Source organism: Runella rosea, from assembly GCF_003325355.1.
Classification (GTDB): domain Bacteria; phylum Bacteroidota; class Bacteroidia; order Cytophagales; family Spirosomataceae; genus Runella; species Runella rosea.
In genome coordinates this window covers 6,572,833-6,595,831 of sequence record NZ_CP030850.1, presented here as the reverse complement: position 1 = coordinate 6,595,831, position 22,999 = coordinate 6,572,833, and the positions used below count along the sequence as shown (strand labels likewise).

At 45.2% G+C, this 22,999-nt stretch carries 21 protein-coding genes; 7 read left to right on the top strand and 14 right to left on the bottom strand.

Annotated features, from left to right (window positions below; genetic code table 11):
- Window positions 1-63 precede the first annotated feature (63 nt).
- Window positions 64-1,047: a Kelch repeat-containing protein gene (locus tag DR864_RS27140; RefSeq protein WP_114069908.1), complete on the bottom strand. Its 984-nt coding sequence runs from the start codon at window positions 1,045-1,047 to the stop codon at window positions 64-66.
- Window positions 1,048-1,304: 257 nt separating this feature from the next.
- Window positions 1,305-1,715, bottom strand: coding sequence for a VOC family protein (locus DR864_RS27135; protein ID WP_114069907.1), 411 nt, complete (start codon window positions 1,713-1,715; stop codon window positions 1,305-1,307).
- 221 nt (window positions 1,716-1,936) lie between these two features.
- On the opposite strand from DR864_RS27135, the gene DR864_RS27130 reads away from it, so the two are divergent.
- Window positions 1,937-2,995: a hypothetical protein gene (locus tag DR864_RS27130; protein WP_114069906.1), complete on the top strand. Its 1,059-nt coding sequence runs from the start codon at window positions 1,937-1,939 to the stop codon at window positions 2,993-2,995.
- Window position 2,996: 1 nt separating this feature from the next.
- Here DR864_RS27130 and DR864_RS27125 read toward each other — a convergent pair whose 3' ends face one another.
- The 4 genes from DR864_RS27125 to nagA form a co-directional block, all read right to left on the bottom strand.
- Window positions 2,997-4,559, bottom strand: coding sequence for a serine hydrolase (locus DR864_RS27125; RefSeq protein WP_114070502.1), 1,563 nt, complete (start codon window positions 4,557-4,559; stop codon window positions 2,997-2,999).
- Between the two features lie 62 nt (window positions 4,560-4,621).
- Complete coding sequence (locus tag DR864_RS27120) at window positions 4,622-5,065, bottom strand: hypothetical protein (protein ID WP_114069905.1); 444 nt, start codon at window positions 5,063-5,065, stop codon at window positions 4,622-4,624.
- Between the two features lie 74 nt (window positions 5,066-5,139).
- Window positions 5,140-5,571, bottom strand: a complete 432-nt coding sequence (locus DR864_RS27115) for a DUF5990 family protein (RefSeq protein ID WP_114069904.1) — start codon at window positions 5,569-5,571, stop codon at window positions 5,140-5,142.
- Between the two features lie 49 nt (window positions 5,572-5,620).
- Entirely contained in the window at window positions 5,621-6,769 is a 1,149-nt protein-coding gene (gene nagA, locus DR864_RS27110; protein WP_114069903.1) for an N-acetylglucosamine-6-phosphate deacetylase, read from the bottom strand.
- Window positions 6,770-6,836: 67 nt separating this feature from the next.
- On the opposite strand from nagA, the gene DR864_RS27105 reads away from it, so the two are divergent.
- A complete protein-coding gene (locus DR864_RS27105; RefSeq protein ID WP_114069902.1) occupies window positions 6,837-7,964 on the top strand; it encodes a DegT/DnrJ/EryC1/StrS family aminotransferase in 1,128 nt (375 codons plus the stop codon).
- A 21-nt stretch (window positions 7,965-7,985) separates the two neighbouring features.
- Here DR864_RS27105 and DR864_RS27100 read toward each other — a convergent pair whose 3' ends face one another.
- The gene (locus tag DR864_RS27100; RefSeq protein WP_114069901.1) at window positions 7,986-8,798 is read right to left on the bottom strand and encodes an aldo/keto reductase; all 813 of its coding nucleotides are present in this window, start codon (window positions 8,796-8,798) and stop codon (window positions 7,986-7,988) included.
- Between the two features lie 201 nt (window positions 8,799-8,999).
- On the opposite strand from DR864_RS27100, the gene DR864_RS27095 reads away from it, so the two are divergent.
- Window positions 9,000-10,487, top strand: a complete 1,488-nt coding sequence (locus tag DR864_RS27095; RefSeq protein WP_114070501.1) for a M48 family metalloprotease — start codon at window positions 9,000-9,002, stop codon at window positions 10,485-10,487.
- An 84-nt stretch (window positions 10,488-10,571) separates the two neighbouring features.
- Here the strand turns inward: DR864_RS27095 and dprA are convergent, their stop codons facing one another.
- The 4 genes from dprA to DR864_RS27075 all read right to left on the bottom strand — a co-directional run bounded on the left by dprA (window position 10,572) and on the right by DR864_RS27075 (window position 14,588).
- Window positions 10,572-11,660, bottom strand: coding sequence for a DNA-processing protein DprA (dprA, locus tag DR864_RS27090; protein ID WP_114069900.1), 1,089 nt, complete (start codon window positions 11,658-11,660; stop codon window positions 10,572-10,574).
- Window positions 11,661-11,669: 9 nt separating this feature from the next.
- Window positions 11,670-13,235, bottom strand: coding sequence for an FMN-binding glutamate synthase family protein (locus tag DR864_RS27085; protein ID WP_114069899.1), 1,566 nt, complete (start codon window positions 13,233-13,235; stop codon window positions 11,670-11,672).
- A gap of 6 nt (window positions 13,236-13,241) precedes the next feature.
- A complete protein-coding gene (locus tag DR864_RS27080) occupies window positions 13,242-14,057 on the bottom strand; it encodes a serine hydrolase (RefSeq protein ID WP_229599483.1) in 816 nt (271 codons plus the stop codon).
- A gap of 84 nt (window positions 14,058-14,141) precedes the next feature.
- Complete coding sequence (locus tag DR864_RS27075; RefSeq protein ID WP_114069898.1) at window positions 14,142-14,588, bottom strand: hypothetical protein; 447 nt, start codon at window positions 14,586-14,588, stop codon at window positions 14,142-14,144.
- A gap of 192 nt (window positions 14,589-14,780) precedes the next feature.
- On the opposite strand from DR864_RS27075, the gene DR864_RS27070 reads away from it, so the two are divergent.
- A complete protein-coding gene (locus DR864_RS27070; protein ID WP_114069897.1) occupies window positions 14,781-15,533 on the top strand; it encodes a hypothetical protein in 753 nt (250 codons plus the stop codon).
- Here the strand turns inward: DR864_RS27070 and DR864_RS27065 are convergent.
- Window positions 15,518-16,612, bottom strand: a complete 1,095-nt coding sequence (locus DR864_RS27065; RefSeq protein WP_114069896.1) for an endonuclease/exonuclease/phosphatase family protein — start codon at window positions 16,610-16,612, stop codon at window positions 15,518-15,520. The genes DR864_RS27070 and DR864_RS27065 overlap by 16 nt on opposite strands.
- 50 nt (window positions 16,613-16,662) lie before the next feature.
- On the opposite strand from DR864_RS27065, the gene DR864_RS27060 reads away from it, so the two are divergent.
- From DR864_RS27060 to DR864_RS27050, 3 genes are all read left to right on the top strand, one after another.
- Window positions 16,663-18,162 (top strand): FG-GAP repeat domain-containing protein, encoded by a 1,500-nt coding sequence (locus DR864_RS27060; RefSeq protein ID WP_162794161.1) that lies wholly within the window; start codon window positions 16,663-16,665, stop codon window positions 18,160-18,162.
- 138 nt (window positions 18,163-18,300) lie between these two features.
- On the top strand, window positions 18,301-19,734 hold the full coding sequence (locus tag DR864_RS27055; protein WP_114069894.1) for a 3-keto-disaccharide hydrolase: 1,434 nt from the start codon (window positions 18,301-18,303) through the stop codon (window positions 19,732-19,734).
- A 177-nt stretch (window positions 19,735-19,911) separates the two neighbouring features.
- On the top strand, window positions 19,912-21,243 hold the full coding sequence (locus DR864_RS27050) for a Gfo/Idh/MocA family protein (RefSeq protein WP_114069893.1): 1,332 nt from the start codon (window positions 19,912-19,914) through the stop codon (window positions 21,241-21,243).
- A gap of 97 nt (window positions 21,244-21,340) precedes the next feature.
- Here the strand turns inward: DR864_RS27050 and DR864_RS27040 are convergent, their stop codons facing one another.
- Together DR864_RS27040 and DR864_RS27035 are read right to left on the bottom strand one after the other, a co-directional pair.
- The gene (locus DR864_RS27040; RefSeq protein WP_114069891.1) at window positions 21,341-21,784 is read right to left on the bottom strand and encodes an NfeD family protein; all 444 of its coding nucleotides are present in this window, start codon (window positions 21,782-21,784) and stop codon (window positions 21,341-21,343) included.
- Between the two features lie 47 nt (window positions 21,785-21,831).
- Window positions 21,832-22,737 (bottom strand): SPFH domain-containing protein, encoded by a 906-nt coding sequence (locus DR864_RS27035; protein ID WP_114069890.1) that lies wholly within the window; start codon window positions 22,735-22,737, stop codon window positions 21,832-21,834.
- Window positions 22,738-22,999: the final 262 nt, after the last annotated feature.

The window sequence follows — 22,999 nt, the reverse complement described above, 5'->3', positions numbered from 1 at the left end:
TGAACCGAAAAATAGTAAACAGAAAAATGATAAACGGAAAAAGTAAATAGCCTACAGGAAGAGCTATTTTAATACTTCCATTGTGGTAAGTTCGGGGCCGCCGCCTCGGTTGCCCGATCCTGCCGCTACGTATACCTTCTTTTTGTAGACGGTTGCGCCCGTGCCATGGCGGCCTTTGTTGAGGTTGGGCAGTTTTTCCCACTTCATTTGTTTGGTGTCAAAAGCTTCGACTTCGGCGTGAGCCTCTACCTGAGCGGGGCTTTCGCCACCCATGATGAGCAATTTATACCCAAAAGGAACGGTTGTATTTCCCGCCCGTTGCGTGGGCAAATTCAGGTTTTCGGGTAGCGTAGTCCACGTATTGGTCTTAAAATCAAACACATCCACGGCTGGTTCGGTCAGATTTAGCACCTGGTTGATGCGCGCCGTGGAGCGTCGCCCGCCAGCTACGTACAGTTTGTCGTCAATGATGGCGACCGATACGTGGTCGCGGACGTGCGGAGCGTCGGGAAGTTTGCGCCAGGTGTTGGTTTTGGGGTCGTATTCATCCAACCAACCCACGTGTCCGTCGTAATGCCCATCCTGAATTCCGCAGACAAGATACAGTTTATTTTTATACACCACCGAACCAGCCGCACCCCGCAAACGGTCGGCAGGAATGGCAGGGCCCACGCGCCATTCATTTTTGGCGGGGTTAAAAATATAGATACTTGAAATGGGTTTTTCGTGCGGATACGCCCCCATAAAAGCCCCCATTACGTAGGCTTCATTTTTGTATTCAATGGCCTGAAAATGATTCATTTCGATGGGAGGCGCTGCCAATTGCTTCCATGTGTTAGTAGCGGGGTCGTACTCGTCCACGGGGCGGGTGCCGCGTCCGCCAATCAGGTATAGCTTATCACCTACTTTGGTGAAGGCGTTTTCGTGCCGAGCGGTGCAGCTTGTGGTCGACTGAACGGTTTCCCAACTGCTTGCAGTTTGAGCCTGCGCAAATGAAGCGCAAAGGCTAACAGCGACCATCAGTATCGAGGTGAGTTTTCTTTGCATGATTATTTCAGGTTATCCTTAAAACTGAAATAATGCCTTTTTTTACTTACTCAAAACGGTTTTATACGTTGATAAAAGCCAAATCAGCCCTATTTTAGCCAAAAAAAATGGCAGCTGCTCATCGCCGCTGCCATTTCTGTTCACTTTAACCTATCAGTTTTGGTGGGTTACACCATTGCTGAATCTTTATTTTCAACGACGCTCGGTGAGCATCATCTCAAAAATTTCTTATATAAAACCTTCGTTTTCAATATCGTTTATAGTATCTGGTTATACTCCAAACGCTCGCCATCGGGCCCCTTGATATTGAAATATTTACAGCCATTTTTCCAAAAAGGCAAAAACACGGGTGCTTCTTCTAAAATAGCAAACCCAGCCGTTTTAAGTTGCTCAAACGCTTCGTCGATATTTTCTACATCGAAGGCAATGTGATCGACGTGTCCGTCTTTTCTATTTTTGATTTCGGACAGTTCACTTTCTGGCATTTGGTAGATTTCGATAATAATCTCCCCGCTTTGCATCATGGCCACACTGCCTTGGCCACCGTTGAACTCAAACGAAGACGACATTACATTTTCAAAGCCCAATTGCGCATAAAAAGCAATGGAACGGGCCAAATTAGTAACTGGAATACCTACGTGCTGAATACGTTTTAAAGTAAGATTCATTCGGTTTCTTGAAATTTATTGGTGCTAAATCATCCGCATTTAGGGGAAAGGTTGCCTAAATGCAAAGACAACCTTCCGTTATTCTTTCATCATAAGTTACTCTATGACAAATGTATTTGAGTTTAATCACATTTTTTTATCCTATTTGTTCTATTATTGGTTAATTTATTACAAAACTTTAAACTATTTTCGGAATAAAATGAAACGTAATTATCCTACTGATGAACATCAATAAAAACCTGTGCGAGCAACTCTATTTGGACCTTAAAACCAAATTGCAAGAGGAGTTCGTAAAACGCGGCATGACCTATCGAGGCTCAGAAACATTCATCTGGAAATTAACCAATCCCAAAACCAATGTCACTTACTTTCAGTCCATTCTGGAAGAAACCACCCATTTAACTTTCTCTTCCACCTTCAATACGATGTACCTCTGGCGTAAGCGCAACGAAGTACAATCTAGAGAACTGGTTAATTTTCAGGAAGATTACTTAAATTTATTTACAAAATTTTTGGGATATGCCAATCCTCAGGCTTACATCAGTGAGTTTTCCTTGACTCTTCATCACTTTTTTGGCATCAAAAAAGAGGGTAAAATCGTGGTAATCCAACCCATTTTTGACGCCAACAAAGACGTTCCTCCTCCCAACATGATGGGAAAGTTTCCACTAGCCAATGAGCAAACCGTTGATTCGAGAGATACTGAATGTTTATTGAAACTGATTACCCTATTTCATGATTATAATCAAACCCTTCCCAAAAGGATGTATGACCAAGATTTGATTCAAGTTACCGATGGCAAACTAGATTTTAATGAAACGAATTTAAACCTAAATAAAACAAATTGCATTTTTTCGATTGGGTTTTATTCCAACTACTTTTTTAGATGGATACTCAAAAATCATGCCGCCGATTTTATAGAATATACCGATGCCCCTGTACGGTTCAGAGTGAAGTATATTAATGCCCAAACCCAGCAAGCAGCTTGGACCGATTACTACGAAAGCAACGAGCGATTTGACTGCGGATTTTTGTTGAAGCTTCCAGTAACATTCTCTTCTGAAACCATTAACTGCTACTTTTTTTGCGGAATCGAAAACAAGTCAACCCTCGCCATTACTACTTATTTATGTCAAAACTGGCGAATCATTCAGAAAAAGCAGGATTTTGAGCGCGATATACCCCTCAATGATTCCCCATTTTTGATGATTTTTAAGGTCAACAAAGACAACCTCAACGAGATGTATTGCGAAAAAGTGGTAATACTGGATTTTCTTTAAACTACTTGCTCTTTACCTTAAAATCCAAGTCGTGGAAGTCAAAACTGAAGTCGGTCAAGGGAGAAATAGCCTTCATTTTGAAGCCTGATGCTTTGCCTTCATTGTCCAGCTCAAACATCACATACGCGTCGGCATCCATGCTACGCTCGGTCCATTTGACAATAAAGGTATTGCCTTTGTACGGCAGCAACTCGCCCGTTAGTTGAAAAGAACGTTTGGAATCAAACCATAACTTCCCGTTTTTAGTTGAAATAACCGCCTCGCCAAACCACGGGTCTTGATAAGTTCCCAAAAACAAATCTGCTGCCATTTTAGCCCCGTTATTTTTCTGTTGCCCCTCAATCACCGACCAAATCTCAGCCGTTATTTTCTTAGCTTCGGCCTCATTGGCAAGTACTCGGTCATGGTTTTCTTTCACGCGATCCATGCCTTTAATCCCCAGATAACTGTCTTTGATGGTGTTGGTTACGGCCGTAAACGCCGCGCCTGATTGTTGATTGGTAAAAACAATAATGCCCAGTTTTAGCTCAGGTAGCAAGGTTACTTGCGTCACAATACCCGCCAATCCGCCCGTGTGGGTAGCCTGTTTGAAGCCTTTGACATCGCTCAAAAACCAACCCAATCCGTAGCCCGAAAAATGCGTATTGTAGGAATTTGTGCCTCTGACGGGAATGATGGTTTGGGGGGTCCACATTTCAGCGTGTACTCCCCGACTGAAAAGTTGTTTGTCATTATCAAATTTTCCATTCTCCATTTGCATAACAACCCACTTGCTCATGTCGGTCACGTTGCTGTAGATTCCTCCAGCGGCGTTGGCCACTTCACTCCAATCGCGACGAATTACTTTGACGGCCCCTTCCACGGGCGCGTGCGGGTCAATCACGTTCGACTTGTCTTTCAGGCGTTTGTACGAAGCCGCCGTAGCATTCATACCCAGCGGTTTGAGTATTCTGCTCTCAATAAAATCCTCCCAAGGCATTCCCGAGACCCGTGTCACCACCTCGCCCGCCACGATGTAGAGCAGGTTGTCATAGTCGTACTTGGTTCGAAATCCCGAAACAGGTTTGAGGTAACGGAGGTTATGAATGATGTCTTTCAAGGTAAAATTGTTCTGGTCGGGCCAAAACATCAAATCTCCCGCGCCCAAGCCCAATCCACTGCGGTGCGTGAGCAAATCTCGAATGGTAAACTCTTCGGTTACGTACGGATTATACATTTTAAACTCGGGAATAATGTCCGTCACTTTGGTATCCCAAGTCAGTTTTTTTTCATCCATCAGCATCCCGAGCGCCGCCGAAGTAAAGGCTTTGCTGTTGGAAGCAATGCCAAAAAGAGTGTTTTCGGTTACTCTCTCCTTCGTATTGAGCGACCGCAGGCCGTAGCCTTTGGCGTGAATCATTTTGCCATCTTTTACCACCGCCACCGCAATGCCTGGCACGTCGAACGTCTTTAAGGTTTTTTCAACCAATGCATCAATCTCAGGGGAAGTAATCACCTGAGCATTTAGTAGAAACGAATGAAGACACAGGACAAGGAAGGAGGTAAAGTAAAAATGCTTTTTCATGTTTTTTTTGTAGGTTTTATTCGGTTGTGAAGGAGAATTTTGCGGCAAAATCAGTATTTTGTCTAAAGACTCCCCGCCAGATTGTCAAACAATTGGAGGTGCGCTTTTTTTAATAGCGTGATAAAATAAGCAATCAGCCAGCGATTTCCTTTGACTACTATGTGTTCTGCAAGTTCAACCTGATTGGTATTTTTATCGTACACAAAGTTAAAATCAATCACCAACACAATCCCTCCTTTGACATTACTGACGTATCGCACGTGTTTATCTTTCTCTATTTCCAGAACTTCTACATTGTATTCGGGGCGCATTTTCAGAAAGCCCAACAATAGCACTTCCTCATTCACTTGGTATTCAATGCCATTTGTAGCCGTTTTTTTTAGTTCATGGACGTTGACCATGTACGGATGAAATTCACCAAATTTCCTAAAATCCAGGATAAAATCGTAGACACGAGCCAAATCGCAAGTAAATGAATGGTTCAGGAGAAGGTTTTTGGTAGCCATTGATACGTCAACATTAAGCAGAAAAGGTTAACAAATGTAACATTTTTCGCCCCTGTTAACTCCCTCAATCATTTTCAGGCTTTTATCTTCCAGCCTTCGCCTCCTTTTACACTACTGCAGGTGGGTCCACCGTCCTTACCGATTCCTGGCACTTTGATTGCTAGCACGGCCTGTGAATCGGTTTGTACTTGCCGAAGCATCTCCCACGTGACGCTCTTCAACGGAACTTTCAACCGACGGCTCCAAATGCTGCCTATCTGCCCAGCGGCAGTGCCAATGTCAATGTATACAAATCGCTCCTGCGGTGAACCTTGGGCCACCGCCCCTACAAAAATAGGAAACACACCCGTTTGTGATTTTAGGTTCAGCACAAAGTCAAAAACAAGATCCTCTCCGGTTGAACGTTGTTTTTGGAGGGTCAGATAAGTTGATCCACTTCCTTGTTGAATACCAAAATCAACTCCTGCGTTTGGTTTCTCCAACCGTATCTGAAACTTAACTTCCATTCTACTAATGTTGCGCCTCAGTCTAGGCTTTTTGGATGTTTACAATTTTTTATGCTACAATGTTTGCGCCTCCGCTATGACTGTCAGTTCCGAAGCTTTTGGGCATTTGAGTATTATCCAACACTACCAAATCGGCGGAATACCCTGCTTTGATTCGACCGAATTTATCGCCAAGACCCAAATGCTGGGCGGGATACATTGTGGCCATTCTGAAGGCTTCATCTTTCGGAATTCCTACGTGGTGAATGCAGTTGCGCACCGCGTCGAGGAGCGTAATGGCTGAGCCAGCAAGCTTACCTTCATCGTTGAGTAAACGATGACCATCATAGTTGGCAATGAAATCTTCAAACTCAAACCGCATCGGTTCAATTTTGGCCAAAGTGGCATCTGAAATCAGAAAAAGACGCTCCCGCATGAGCTGTTTGGCAATACGCACAGTGGCATAATCGCAATGATAACCATCAACAATGATGCTGGCATTGACCGTAGGTGTATCCCAAATGGCAGTTACTACGCCCGGTTCGCGGCTTTCAAAGGGTCGCATGGCGTTGTACAGGTGCGTTGCCAACTGAACCCCACTGATAAAATACCCTTTGGCTTGTTCGTAAGTGGCGTTGGTGTGTCCCAATGACAATATAATGTCGCTTTCCTGCAAAAGATGCAACAATTCGTCGGGCCAGATTTCGGGAGCAATCGTCATGATGGTGAGCAAGCCTTCACAGCTGGCAATAATTTCGACAATTTCCGCTTTGGTTGGTACGCGTACGGCATTGGCACTGTGAGCACCGCGTTTGGTAAAGTTAATAAACGGCCCTTCAATGTGCAACCCCAATACGCCCGTTTTACCCGCTGCGATGTATGATTTGGTTACTTCAATTGCTTTTAAAATCCGTTCGTGTGAGGTAGAATAAAGCGTAGGAACCAAGCCCACTGTGCCATCCTGACGGTGGGTTTGGACCATATCTGTGAGCGATTCTTCCGATAAATCGCGTACGAAGAAGCCGTTTTTCCCTCCGTAAAGTTGCAGATCTATCAAGCCTGGAACGAGGTCAAATCCCTGTAAATCAACACAAAACATATCCTTTGAAATATCTTCTTGTAGTACAACGTCCACAATGATTTCATTTTCAATCAAAACGGCGTAATTGGTCAAAACCTCTTCACCAGTATAAATAGTACAGTTTGTGAGTGCGTGCATTGGTTGGTGGATTTTTTTGGGAACTTCCCGAAAGATGTAGAACTTTCGGGAAGTTTTCCAACTAACAATGAATAAAATTTGGCTTTCATCGCCGCATTTGAGCGGCCACGAACAAAAATACGTACAGGAGGCTTTTGCCGCCAACTGGATTGCGCCACTGGGTCCCAATGTCGATGGGTTTGAACGGGATTTGTGTACTTACGTGGGAGCGGGTCATGCCGCGGCGCTTTCTTCGGGCACGGCTGCCCTGCATTTGGCACTCATCCTGCTGGGCGTCGGCAACGGCGATGTGGTTCTATGTCAATCATTTACCTTTGCCGCTTCGGCCAATCCCATTGTGTATCAGGGAGCCACGCCCGTTTTTGTTGATTCGGAATTGGATAGCTGGAATATAAGCCCTGACGCTCTCGAAACGGCCATCAAAAGCGAAAAGGCAAAAGGGAAAAACGTGAAGGCGGTCATTGCAGTACACCTCTACGGAATGCCGGCCCAAATGCGTGAAATTCAGGAAATCTGCCAACTGCACGACATTCCGCTCATTGAAGATGCGGCAGAAGCCTTGGGGGCATCGTATCAAGGCAAGAAAATGGGAAGTTTTGGGTTGCTCAATGTCCTTTCTTTCAACGGCAATAAAATCATCACCACGTCGGGCGGCGGGGCATTACTTTCTGACAATGAAGCATTTATTCAAAAGGCACGTTTTCTAGCCACCCAAGCCCGCGACAATGCGCCGCATTACCAACATTCCGAAATCGGTTATAACTACCGCCTGAGCAATATTTGTGCGGGCATCGGACGAGGGCAAATGGAAGTGATTGACGAGCGTGTAGCCCAACGCCGTGCCAATTTTGCGTTTTACGAACGAGAATTATCGGGCATCGAGGGTATCACATTTCAGCCCGAAGCCGAAGGCAGTTTTTCCAACCGTTGGCTGAGTTGCATCGTTGTCAACCCCAAACTAACGGGTGGCATCACCCGCGAAACAATCCGTTTGGCATTGGCTTCCCAAAACATCGAGGCGCGTCCATTGTGGAAACCGATGCACTTACAGCCTATTTTCCAAGATGCTCCTTTTTACGGCAAAAGTATATCAGAGCGATTATTCGAAAATGGTCTTTGCCTTCCTTCGGGTTCGAACCTAACTCAAGAGGAATTGGGAAGAGTGACTACGGGAATTAAAAAGTGTTTCATTTAACGTCGGTGAGGTTGGAAAATTTCAATAATCCATCGGGTCGTCGGCAACGCGTGTATTATCGTGCCATGTATTCATTTCGGCCATATCTTCGGCAGAAAGTTGAAAGTCAAACACATCTACATTTGCCGCCAAACGGCTTTTACTCACCGATTTGGGTATCGTAATAGCACCCTGTTGCAACGACCAGCGTATCAACACCTGAAACGTACTTTTGCCGTATTTTTGGGCGATTTGTACTAGCCTAGCGTCGTTGGCTTTCAATCCCCGGACCAACGGCGCGTAGCCTTCCACCTGAATGCCCCGTTGACGACAGTATTGCATTTGTTCGGGCAAATAGCAATAAGGGCTCAGTTCAAACTGATTGACGGAAGGGATGATTTCTGCCTCGGGCCATAGTTCCTCAAAATGAGGGATGTAATAATTAGACACCCCGATGGCGCGGACTTTTCCCTCTGCATAAATTTGCTCCAACGCTTTCCACGTTTGGATTCGATGCTGTTTCACAGGCCAATGCACCAAATATAAATCCACGTAATCTGTGTTTAATTGCCGAAGGCTTTCCTCAAAAGCGCGTAAAGTCGACGCGTAGCCTTGGTCTTCATTCCTGACTTTGGTAGTGACAAATATTTCTTCACGAGCCAGTCCACTTTCGCGTATAGCTTGGCCCACTTCACGCTCATTTTTATAGGCCGCTGCCGTATCTACCAGTCGATACCCCAGTTCGAAGGCCCATAAAACCGCCTGTTTGATGTCTTGATCGGGTTGCGGGTCATAAATACCCAATCCCAATTGCGGCATAGTAATGCCGTTATTAAGCGTAATGAGTGGAATCATATCATTAAGTGTTTTTAACACAGGATATCCTATCTTTGAGGATATGTATTCAATTTTTCAAAAATAGAAGATTTTCACGGCTAACCCATATCCATGTTGTTCACGATAAAACAATTTTTAAACTTGCAATCAAAAGTGACGTTATTACGCTTGCTTCGTCCATCAGAAAATAAATCGTCGTTGATTTTACCACTGCTTATTATGAGAACACTCTTTCGTTTTAATTGGATACCCTTGGTGATGGGTTTAGTTGTATTGCAATCGTGCTCGCGCAATCCAGTGACGGGCAAAAGGGAAATCATCCTGATGTCGGCCGATCAGGAAATTGCTTTGGGCCAACAATCTCACCCTTCAATTGTTGCCTCGATGGGCTTATATGAAGATAAACGGTTGCAGAGTTTTATCTCTGAAAAAGGGATGGCAATGGCCAAAATTTCGCACCGTCCAGAGCTTCCTTACCAGTTCAACATTATTGATTCGCCAGTTGTCAATGCTTTTGCGGTGCCTGGAGGCTATGTGTATTTTACCCGAGGCATCATGGCCCACTTCAACAATGAGGCTGAATTTGCAGGTGTTTTAGGTCACGAAATCGGCCACGTTACTGCAAGGCACTCGGCGAGACAACAGACCAGCCAAATTTTGGGTACCGTTGGATTGATTGCTGGTATGGTCATTTCGCCCAAATTAGCCCAATTTGGTGAACAAGCCATGCAGGGTTTACAAATGCTGATGCTTAGCTACAGCCGCGCCCACGAATCTGAATCAGATAAAATTGGGGTGGAATATTCGAGTAAAGTGGGCTATGACGCGCACCAAATGGCCAATTTCTTCGGCACCATCAAGCGTATTTCGGACAACGCTGGCCAATCTATTCCCAACATAATGTCGACACACCCCGATCCGGGCGACCGTTTCAACAATGTTCACGCAATGGCCAAAGATTGGCAAGCCAAAAATGTCGGTAATTACGCCGTAAATCGTGAAAGTTATTTACAAATGATTAATGGCATTGTGTACGGTGAAGACCCAAAACAGGGCTTTGTTGAAAATAGCGTTTTTTACCATCCCGAACTTCGCTTTCAATTTCCTATTCCAAACGGTTGGCAGACCCAAAATTCCCCCGTTCAATTTGTGATGGCTCCCAAAGACGGCAAAGCAGAGATGTTGCTCAATGTAGCACAGGGCAGTACGCTGGATTCGGCCGCTCAAAATATGGTCAGGCAGTACAATTTAAAAGTGTTGGAATCTACTCGTAAGACCATTCACGGCAACCAAGCCATCGTCATGATTTCGCAGCAACAACCTCAGCAGCAGCAACAGGGACAAACTCAACAACAACAACAACCCCAAACACCTGCCAACACGGTTCAGCTGGCCACGTGGCTCATTCAATACAACGGTTTGATTTACGCCATTCACGGAGTAACTACCGCCGATGTTTTTGGTAACTTGTACCCTACGTTTCGAAATACGGCCGAAAATTTTCGTTTATTGAACGACCCCGACAAACTGAATCGCAAACCCGAACGCATATTTGTAAAAAATGCCCCACGCAACGGTACGTTTAAGGAAATCATGACAGCGCTGGGAATGCCAGCCAACCGAATCGAGGAATTGGGCGTGGTCAATAGCATGAAAGCCGACACTCCGGTTCAGAAGGGAATGTTGTTAAAAGTAATTGGAAAATAAGAAGTGAGGAGGCAGAAGTGAGGAGTGAGAATAACAAAACCGTTACTCCTCGCTACTCACTCCTACCTACTCGCTACTATTAACCTACCCCAAAGCATAGCGCTTACCAGGAAGTGAACGAATGTAGCCCTGCAACTCCAGATTGAGCAACAGCGTGGCCAATTTCCCCGTAGAGACCTGACTTTCCCACGTGAGATTATCAATGTGCATTTCGCCTCTTTGACGCAATAGCGCCACAATTTGGCTTTCCTCCTGGGTAAAATGATCGGGTAACGCCACCTTTACGGATGCTTTGGTGGTGAGCCAACTTAATGATTCCAGTAAATTTTCTACACCCGTAAAAATCTGGGCTTTATTGGCGCTGATTAGATTATTAGGACCAATTGAATAGGGATTCGACAAATTGCCCGGTACGGCAAATACATCCCGGTTATAATTATTGGCAAACTCAGCGGTAAGCAATCCCCCACCCTTTTTGGCCGATTCCACCACAATGACTGCATCAGATAGCCCAGCGATAATGCGATTTCGGGCGGGAAAACGCATCGGATCAGGCTTGGTTCCCAAACAATACTCCGTCACAATTCCACCGTTGATTTCCATCTCTCTGGCTGTTTTGGTATGCCCTTCAGGATAAACCACATCTACCCCTGTAGCCATCACGCCAATCGTCGGAATCCGGCTCCTTACGCTGGCCCTATGCGCCGAAATATCAATGCCATACGCCAATCCACTGACAATCGTTACATCGTGGTTAACAAGCCCTTCTACAATCTGCTCGGTGATATTTCGGCCGTAATCAGTCGCTTTTCGGGTACCGACCAAAGATACATAACGGCCCTTGTTGAAATCAATGTTGCCTTTGGTGTACAGCAAAACGGGTGCATCATAAAGGGATTTGAGCCGATGCGGAAAGTGGGCATCTGTGTAAAAAACCATATTGGCGTTTAACTTCTCCAGTTTTAGGAGTTCATCTTCAGCTGCTCTCAAGCCTTCTTTTTGCAAAACAGTCCGGGCAATTGCTTCTCCTACGCCTGTAACGCGAATCAGTGTTTTATAATTGGCTTCAAATACCTTTTGAGCATCTCCAAAGTGAGCAATCAAATACCGAATCAATACCCCGCCCAATCCTGGGGTCAGATGCAATCCTAATTGGTAAAGACGTTGGTCCATGAATGAATGTTAATGTACTTTTTTAAGGCCGCCACCTAAGTATTGGCAATTAATCAAAGCATCTATGCCATCGTAGGGTACGTGCGCTTTTTCGTAGTCATAAACCACTCTGAGTGAGCGTGTATGGTTATTATCGCCCATCGCTACGTCTACATCTTCCATCGTAAACTGACAGGGATGTTCATAGCCGCAGGCAATGGCTATTTCGAGAATCTCTTTGGTCAACGTTTTTCCATAATGGTAAAAACGCTCACTTTTAAGCGCTGGATCAAGGCCCGCCTGTAACCATTTATTTTGCGTAGCTACCCCCGCTGGACAACGGTTGGTATGGCATATCTGTGCCTGAATACACCCAATCGACATCATGGCTTCGCGGGCAACGTTGACAATATCGACACCCATCGCAAACGCCATAATCGCCTGCGCTGGCAGGCCTAGTTTTCCCGACCCAATGAACGTTATGCGGTCGGTGAGCCCGTGTTTTTTGAAGATTTTATACACACTCGAAAACCCATACACCCAAGGTAATGACACATGGTCAGCAAACGACGGAGGGGCGGCACCCGTTCCTCCTTCACCGCCATCAACAGTGATAAAATCGGGGCCACGGCCCGTTTTCACCATGAGTTCCGCCAATTCTTCCCACATGTCTAGTTTGCCCACAGCCGCTTTGATACCCACAGGTAGCCCAGTAGCCTCGGCCATAGCTTCGATCAAATCCAACATTTCGGGCAGGGTAGAAAAAGCGCTGTGCGCTGCGGGAGAAATGACATCTTTACCGATGGGAACGTGCCGGATTTCTGCAATCTCTTTCGTGATTTTGGCCGCAGGCAACACCCCTCCTTTGCCCGGTTTTGCTCCTTGCGAGAGTTTCAATTCAAGCATTCGAATGGCCGGGTTTTTCTGCGTCAGTCGAACCAATTTTTCCATGATAAAATTCCCATCGTCGTCACGAATACCGAAATACGCCGTGCCGATGTTGAGCACTACGTCAGCGCCTTTATCGTGGTATGGGGAAAACCCTCCTTCACCCGTATTGTGGTAACAGCCAAACTTCGCCGCCCCTTCGTTGAGGGCGGTAATCGCCGAAGCCGATAACGAACCAAAACTCATTCCTGAAATATTAATGACCTGCTTCGGACGGTAGGGTTTGCGGCGATTATGGCTCAACCCAATCACTTTGGGCGCGGGCAAAACGTACGGATTTTCGCGGTACGGGTGGTCTTTGGCCAACCGTTTAGTTACCAAAGCAGGTTTGATAAAGATGAAACCAGCGCTGTTGACATCCTGATCGGTTCCGAAACCCTGAAAATTATTTTCCCGTTTAGAAGATGCATAAATCCACGAACGCTGCCGACGATTGAATGGTAATTCTTCGCGGTTATTGGCCACAATATATTGCCTAAACTCCGGCCCAATCGTTTCTAGCCAATACCGCAGGTGCCCAATGACTGGAAAGTTGTGCAAAACGGTGTGTTTTTTTTGGGTAATGTCCCAAATAGCAACAATAGCCAAAATAACGGGGAAGCATGTCCACCACGGAACGAGCGCAAGCCAATTCAAAAGAGTATTCATTAGGGTTTAGTTTTTCTTATTGAAAATTTTAAAACAAATTTTACCGATTTCACCAATTATCTTTTCGGCGTTTTTTTCTGGGGTTCCTCTCACAAAAACTGAAATCACAAAGGGTGTGGCCGCAAACACAATGCCCGCATCGCCACGTACGTACGTCAATCCGCCCGTTTTGTGGGCTATTTTGATTGTTTTGGGAATGAGTCTCGGCAGCGTAACCGTATCTCGATTTTCAAACAAAAATTCCATCATTTGCTCACACAAGTTGGGTGTTGCTACTTTATGACCATAAATAAGACGCAATAATGCATTGATGTCACGGGCCGTTACGTAATTATCAATCCCACGCGATACAGCCGCCGTATCCATCATCACCCGATTCAATTGGAGACTCGCCAAACCGAGGAGTTTCATACGGTCGTTGATTTTTTCCCGCCCCAGTTTTCGGATAAAAATATTGGTAGCCGTGTTGTCGCTCGCAATCATCATCAACCGAGCCACCTCTTTGAGCGACATTTGTTGGCCATCGGGGTACGAGGCCATCACACCCGAGCCGCCCGTTTTGTCGGCAGCCACCAGCGTATAGGTTTCGTCGAGGTTAACTTTACCCGCTTTTACCTGTTCCATCAGCTCAACCAAAATCGGAATTTTGATGATACTAGCCGATGGAACCGATTCCGCAGGCCCTTTGCAGAAATAGATCTCACCCGTTAGCGATTCTACCTGAAGGTTGACAATGGTAGTGGGAGAAAGTTGCGCAAGATAGGTTTCAAGGGAAGAAAAAGAATCCTGTTTTTGGGCAATGCCCACGAATGGGAACAGCATGAAGCATAAAAAAATAAGTTGTCGCATCAGAAAAAGGGTTTCTGGCAACAACTTACGCACAGGAAGAATAAAAATCAAGGGATGTTACCTATCCTTTCCTTCTTGTTGGGTAGGAACGTGGATATGTTTTTCCAAATCTTTGCCCATAAAAAGTTTAAATTCGATCTTTAACTTCCGATAATTGTCGTGAAAAAAAGCCATTTTCTCCCGCAAATAGGCTTGACTCTCGCGGACTTCATCGTTAAATTGGGTGGTTGCTTCCTTAATAATGCTCGCAATAATCCCTTCCTGATCACGAATATCGGCCTGAATGCTGTTAACGGTGCGTTTGAAATGATCGAATTCATGCTCAAAATGGGTAAGCGTTTCGGCAAAATTAGAATCCATCTCCTCTACGGGCAAAAAGGCCCGCATTTCATGCACTAAATGTCCAAAAAAATCAACTTCTTGGTCCACAAAGTCGACCTCATTGAGCCAGAGTCTATGCTCAAAATGAAAGCGATGTAAATCAAATTTTGTATTTCGTGCCATGATTCGCGCGTAGTTAAATGAATAGTCCTAAATTCGGTTTTATTTTACCATTCGAGTATGAGGTGGGTCAGTAAGATAACTGACTGCTATCAGGAAATGGGAAATAAAAATAAGAGAGGCCGCCACCTTCATAAAAATTGTTAGTAGCTTTACGTTACGCAGAAAAGTTGATTCACTAACCCCCTTTTGAAAATGCTGAAGGCTTATTTTTTCTTGTTAATTTTCGGCTTTTCCATTACCGCCATTGCCCAACAAACGGACAGCCAATTGACAAATACCGCCCGCGATTTGATTAATTTAAACGGGTTTAAAATCAATGCCAACAACGTCAATACGGGGCTATTTGGCATCAAAGGCCCCAAAGGCGACCTCGTAGGCAACCCGTATCTGGATTCGACCTGGCAAACAGGTTCTATCAAATTATACAAAAAAATAGGCCCGCCCGGGCGCGAAGGCGACAGCATAGGCAATGTTCCCCTACGGCTGGATTTGTTCGTTAATGAATTGGAAATACAAATCGCCAACACCAACGACGTCAGAGTCCTCGCGGGAGATTATATTCGTTTTTTCACACTTGAGGGACTAGAGCGGCGCATTTTTCTTAACGCTAACCAATTCAGGTCGGAAGACAATATGAAAGGATTTGTAGAATTAATCAAAGGTGGACGCCTGTCGCTGGTCGAATTAACAAAGCTTTCCATCATCAAACCCAGTTACAACGAAGCTATGGCACTGGGCAGCAAAGACACCAAAATCGTCAAAAACAGTCAATATTTTGTGGTAAAAGGCAACACCCTGATTTCCATCGGAACGTCAAAAAAGAAACTACTGGATGCCATGGCCGACCGTGCCGATGACGTAGAAGAATTCATAAAAACCAATAAACTCAGCCTTAAATCACGGTCCGACATCACCAAGGTATTTGCGTATTATAACAACTTATAACGGCCAATAATCGGATAATGATCTGAATATTTCACATCCTTTCTAGTCTGAAAATCAATCACTTCAAGCCCTTTTTTGTCATAAAACTGGTTGTCAATTCGGATAAATCCCGGAGCCTTCCGGTACGTAAATCCAAACCCTGAACCCGCTTCTTCAAAAGCATTCGATAAGCGTTTGCGAACCTGTCCGTAGGCATAACTGTACGGAACTTCGTTAAAATCACCGCATACCACTACGGGATGCGGGCTTTTTTCTATCCAATCCGTCAGAATTTTAGACTCCTCTGCGTGATGCACAAAACCACCTTTTAATTTTCTGAAGGTACTCGCCAACTCATAGCGCCCCAGTCCAAGATTCTTTTCTTTGACCGCCAATTTAATACCTCCCACGCGCACAATCATAGAGCGTAAATGCACACTGATAAACCGAATCGTATTGCCTTTTATATTGATATCGGCGTAAATGATGCCGTTTTGATTGCTGAATTCCCTTTTCTCCTGTTTAATAATCGGATATTTTGAGAAAATCGCCAACCCGTTTGTGTAATCTTTGCCCTGATCCTGTATAGATTGCATCGACACGTAATAAGGATAGCCCTCTTTCTTCAACTGAGCAACTGTTTGCAGATCCTTGCGGTCTCGGTGATTCAAAAACTCCTGAAAACATTTAACATCGGCATCTTCCTTCTTCACCCATTCAATCAGCTTGTTGGTATTTTCGGAATTTTTATCAACTAAATAACTGTATGCATCAAACGACATAACGTTATAACTCAACACCTTAATCTCATTTTTAGAAGAGACCGTTTCTTCTTCTGCTGGCCCCAGTCCGTACGTTCTTGCCCAAAATGGAAAACTTAACATCAAAGCTAACCCCGAAAGCCATGCCCTTTTGGGATTAAACACCAGCCAAAAACCAACCAGCAAAATATGCATAATCAGCAGCAAAGGAAGACTCATCATAATGAAGCCCGCGAGCCAGTGCCCAGTAACGGCAAAATAGGTAAGCGTGTAACTGAGTAAGGTAAAGCAAAAAAATAATTGCTGAATACGCCAAAAAAAGGGAGTTTTGGATTTCATTGCGTAGTTTTTCACTGGCACTGCGTTTTAATTGCAAAGTAAACAATTCCATGACGAAAATTATTGCTATTGGTTTAGTATTATCAATTCTCATTGCCTGCAATACCTCCCAAGAGTCGGAGGAGCAAAAATTAGCCCAAAGTTACTGCGGAGGGTGTCACCTCATGCCAACGCCCGATTTACTTGACAAAAAGACGTGGAAAGAAAGTGTGCTGCCCAAAATGGCCCTGCGTTTGGGCGTCGTTCAGCAAAATATTGGCTTTTATCAGGACTTTTCTACCGAAGAGATTGTCACGTTTACCGAAGCCAATGTTTTCCCCGAAACCCCCATCGTAACGCCCGAACAATGGGAAAGTATCGTGAATTATTACGTCAAAAATGCGCCCGATAAACTGCCAGATTCCTCGCGCAAAACCCTTATTTCTCCCACCCTCTCCCGATTCTTGCCCAAAGCCAATACTCCGCACGTGGAACCTTTTGTTTCGCTTATCAAGTATGATTCCCTCAGCAAGAAGCTATTTGTGGGCAGTCGCCGAGGAATGGTCACGGTATTTGACCAACAATTCAAACGCATCGATTCCCTTAAAGTAAGCAGCCCACCTTCTGATTTACGGACCTACCCCGATGGGAGTTTGGATGTATTGCTAATGGGCATCATGGACCCCAACGACCACAATCGGGGCACGCTGGAAAAAGCCCGTAAATCGGCCGATGGCAAAACATGGGCCTTAACTCCGATACTCCAGAAACTTCGTCGCCCTGTCAATCAAGCCTTTACGGATGTAGATGGCGATGGCCTCGAAGACATCGTGATGTGCGAATATGGCAACAATGTCGGTCAATTGTCTTGGTTTAAACAGCAACAAGACAATAGCTATCAGGTGTTTAAATTTGACCCCGCTCCGGGGGCGCGACTGGTTCAGCCCTACGATTTTAACCGTGATGGCAAACTGGACTTTTTTGTAATGATGGCGCAGGGCGACGAACAAGTATCGGTGATTTATAACCGAGGCGGTGGAAAATACGAAAAACAAATCCTGTTGCGCTTCCCACCCGTGTACGGCTCCAGCTACGCCGATTTGGCCGATGTCAACGGCGACGGTTGGGTTGACATTGTGTACACCAACGGCGACAATGCTGATTATTCCATGATTCTGAAACCCTATCACGGCGTACGTATTTTCTTAAACGACGGCAAAAATCAGTTTCAGGAAAAATGGTTTTTCCCTTTACATGGTGCCTCAAAAGCCCTCGCCGACGATTTTGACAAAGATGGCGATATTGACATTGCGGCTATCTCTTACTTTCCGTCCAATCCACAGGAAGGATTTGTGTATTTTGAAAACCAAGGGAATTTGAAATTTACTGCCAAAACCTTTCCTACGCCCCGACAAGACAAATGGATGCTCCTCGAAAAAGCGGATTATGACCAAGACGGCGACAAGGACCTGTTATTGGGCTATCTCGAACGCCCACCTTACAGATTTCCTCTGCCAGCAGGAATGACAGGATTACAGATTCTTGAAAATAAAACAATTACAAAAAAATAACTATACCACTAGCAGTCAAGCATTTGCTTCACAATCGCGCATTAAAACGGTTGGGTAACTTAGCGCTAGATTCCGTTCAATTTTTCGTTAGAAACAGGTAACTTCTTACTTATTTGATTTTAATCATCCATTTAAAAAATGAAAAAGACACTTTTTGCAATCTTTACTTTACTGATTTTGCATTCTTTCGATGCGGTTCAGGCCCAAAAAGCGGCTTGGACATCACTTTTTGACGGAAAAACCCTGAAAGGCTGGAAACAGCTAAACGGTCAGGCTAAATATGAAGTGAAAGACGGCGTCATTGTCGGAACAGCCGTAGCCAATACCCCAAACTCCTTCTTAACCACCGAAAAAGACTACGGCGATTTTATTTTTGAGTGCGAGGTAAACGTCGATGAAGGACTTAACTCAGGCATTCAATTCCGGTCATTGTCAAAACCCGACTATAACAATGGCCGCGTACACGGCTATCAAACGGAAATTGACGCCACTGACCGCGACTTATCGGGCGGCATCTACGACGAGGCCCGCCGTGGATGGTTGTACGTTCCAGAGGTAAACCCTAAGTCCAGAGGTGTGTTTTTGCGCAACAATCAGTGGAACAAATACCGTATCGAAGCCATCGGAACCAGCTTGCGGACGTTTGTCAACGGCGTTGAAATCAGTCACGTAATCGACGACATGACTTTGAGCGGATTCATTTGTTTGCAGGTTCATTCCATCGGAAACCGCAAAGAAGATGAAGGCAAGCAGGTACGCTGGCGCAACGTGCGAATTCAAACCACCAATCTGCAACCGACTCCTGCAAGTACCGTTCGCATTGAAAACTGGATTCCAAACACAGTTTCTGAACCAGAAAAAGCCTTGGGAATCCGTTTGTTGTGGGATGGAAAAACCACCAACGGGTGGCGTGGTGCGTACAAAACAGAATTTCCGAAAGGGGGCTGGAACATCAAAGACGGCGTGTTGAGCGTGGACAAAGGCAACGGAGCTGAATCAACCAACGGCGGTGATATCCTGACCACCGAAAAATTTGGTGCTTTTGAACTTACTTTCGATTTCAAACTGACTGAAGGCGCCAACTCGGGCGTGAAATACTTCGTCAATGAATTGCTCCAATATACCCACGAATTTCAGCCAGGTGAACCGATGACAGTTCCCGCCGATTACATCAAAAAAGGCTCGGCCATCGGTCTGGAGTTTCAGGTGTTGGACGATGCCAAACACCCCGACGCCAAAATGGGTGCTGGTGGCAACCGCACCATTGGCTCGCTGTACGATCTCATTCCTGCCGACAAAACGGGCTACCGCAGAGGCGCTGTTAAAAAAATCGGTGATTGGAATCAGGGACGCATCGTGGTCTATCCCAACAATCATGTAGAGCACTACCTCAACGGATTCAAAGTAGTGGAATACAACCGCAACTCAGACTTTTACAAAGCCCTCGTACAGCGCAGCAAATACGCCGTTTGGGGCGACAAATTTGGTTCAGCCCCCAAAGGCCCCATTTTGTTGCAAGACCACGGCGACCTTGTCATGTACCGCAGTATCAAAATTAGGGAGTTAAAATAAATATTTAATTACCCAAAAAAAGCCACCTGATACGGTGGCTTTTTAATTCCTTCAAGGCGGTTTATTCTGGCAATCAGCAAGGTGTGCGTTTCTGGCAGTTGCCGATTTGAGAAAAAAAACGGAGTTTTGGGGTATGGAAAAGAATTAAGTGCCTTTATACTTAAAACCTGTTTTACAATGCAACGCAGAGAATTTATACAAAAATCTATTTTAGCAAGTGCCGCGACCGCAATGTCGACCACGAGCTATTCTAAAATCATCGGCGCCAATGACCGCGTACGGGTAGGTGTCGTGGGTTTTTCTGATCGCCACCGCGCTTCACACGTAGGCCCTTTCAAAGAATTGTCTAAAGGTATGAACTTTGAAATCACGTCGCTTTCCGATATCTGGAATCGCCGTCGTGACGAAGGGAAAGCCTATTTAGACAAGCAATTGGGAGGTAACGTAAAGGTTTTCCGCAATAACGAAGAAATGTACGATGCCAAAATGGTGGATGCTGTGTTTATGAGCACCGCCGACTTTCAGCACGCCCTTCATACCATTGAGGCCGTGCAGGCTGGTTGCGATGTATACGCCGAAAAACCTTTATCCGAAACCATGGAAGACAACCGTGCCGTATTGAAGGCCGTAAAAGCTTCTGGAAAAATCGTGCAAATCGGGTCGCAACGCCGCAGCGGTGAAAACTACTGGGCCGCCGACGAATTTATTAAATCAGGCAAATTCGGCCCTATCGTCATGGTAGAATTGATGTGGAACGTCAACCAACCAGGCCGTTGGCGCCGACCAGAATTGACCAAAGATTTGAAAGAATCGGATGTAGACTGGGTACGGTACCAATTGAATCGCCCCAAAGTGGCCTTTGACCCCCGCAAATACCTTGAGTATCGTCTATTTTGGCCGTATTCATCGGGTATCCCAGGCCAATGGATGAGCCACCAAATTGATACAGTACACTGGTTCAGCGGATTGTCACATCCACGTTCTGCCGTAGCCAACGGCGGGATTTATCAGTGGAAAGATGGCCGGACCAATCCAGATACCCTCACGGTCGTGTTTGATTATGGCCCAGCCAACGACCCCACTTCGGGCTTCCAAGTACAATTTACCAGCCGTTTCTCCAATTCTGCGGGCGAAACCAAGGAATTGTATTACTCAAACGGTGGTATGATTAACTTGGATACCAACGAAATCAGCTCAACGGGTGGTTTGCGTGAGCGCGAAGCTGCCGCGATGGGTCTGAAAGCAAACTTAGTAGCTTCAACTAAGCTCGAAGGTATAAAAGTAGCGACTGACGCCAACACTGGGGGCGACCCATTGACTTTCAATCACATCAAAAACTGGATGGAGTGCGTGCGCAGCCGCAAGCAGCCCAATGCGCCGATTGAAGCAGGATATCAGCACTCCATTGCTACTATTATGGCCAACGCCGCCTACCGTACTGGTCAGCGCGTGACATTCGATGAAAAAACGCAGGAAGTATTGGCGGGTGGAAAGCCGTTTAAGTACTAAGAAGTACAACAGTGTAATCTGTAAGCGAATAACATTACATAAAGAGGCGGCACCGTTTGGTGTCGCCTCTTATTTTTAAGCAATAAAATGCTTTATTTTATTCTGCAGTTTCTGGCTCCGAAACAATCAATTTAATGCCATCAAGTTGTTTAATGACCACCGACGAACCCATCGCGATAGGATGCCCTTTTTGGGTCAAAGCAATCCATTCGGTTCCACGGTAAAAAACCCGCCCCTCTCCATCAGAGGGAATCGTTTGCACTACCGTGGCTTTGTCGCCTACGTATTCAGAGTATTCGAGCGACTTATTTTTGCGGCGCGAAAACTGAAGTAACGGTTTTCGCAAAGCCAACAATGAAAGCACCGAAACCACCGAAAAACAGAAAAGCTGGGAATTGACTGTTGGCGTAAGACCTGTCCATGATAAAATGGCGGTCACAAATGCCCCAACACTCAAAAACAAGAAAACAAACGTTACCGAAAGTAGCTCTGCTATCAGCATAGCGACTCCAACTATTACCCAAATCTGTATCGAATCCATCTGATTTATAGAAATTTATACGCTGCGGGCCATTCTAGCCCAATTGATTACTTCTGTTGTTTTACTACGCTCATGGCCGCCGCAATCATCGAGGCCATGTCTCCAAAATTGGCTGGCAAAATCATTGTATTGGTCGATTTAGCTAAGTTTCCGAACTGCTGTACCATTTGCTCCGCCACTTTGAGTTGTACGGCATCCATTCCGCCTTTTTCCTGAATGGCGGCGGCCACGACCCGGATACTTTCGGCGGTGGCATCCGCTACCGACATAATAGCGGCGGCTTGTCCTTCTGCCTCGTTAATCTGACGCGTTTTCAATGCTTCTGACTCCAATACCACCTTTTGCTTTTGGCCTTCGGCTACGTTAACGGCGGCCATTTTTTCACCGTCTGATTGCAAAATCAACGCACGACGTTCACGTTCGGCCTGCATTTGCTTTTCCATGGCATGCAATACGCTTTGCGGAGGGGTGATATTTTTAATTTCATACCGCAACATTTTTACACCCCAGCCAATCGCCGCTTCATCAATGGCATGAACCACAGCCTGATTGACCGTTGTCCGTTCTTCAAATGTTTTATCTAAATCAATCTTACCCATTTCTGAACGCATGGTGGTTTGGGCCAATTGCGTTACCCCAAAAATATAATCTCCGATTCCGTAAGAAGCACGTTGCGGGTCAATCACCTGTAAAAAAAGCACCCCGTCTACCCGTACCTGAACGTTGTCGCGAGTGATACAAATCTGCTCAGGAATGTCAATAGCTTTCTCTTTCAAACTGTGCTTATAGGCCGTACGGTCAAAAAAAGGAATAATGAAGTTGATACCTGGCTGCAACACGGCATGAAATTTACCGAGACGTTCAACCACGTAGGCCGTTTGTTGAGGTACAACTTTGACCGTCATTAACACTATAAGCAGGGCCAAAACGACAATGATAATAAATGTAATCATGAGGATAGTTAAGGTTTAAATTTTGAACGAAAATACCAGATTAAGCGACGTATTACAAAGCTTTAAGGATGAAGATAATAAAACATTCCAAGAACGGTGTAAATGTTTATTAAGCGGTAAAACCACCCGAATAAGCCTCCTTTATCTATCCTAAAAAGTTAACTTTACTCCTTTTTTCTCAATATATTTATAATTTTTATTTTTATATTTAAGTAATCAGATGTAATTACACTTATTTTTGCCTGCTTTATCCTTCTTTCAC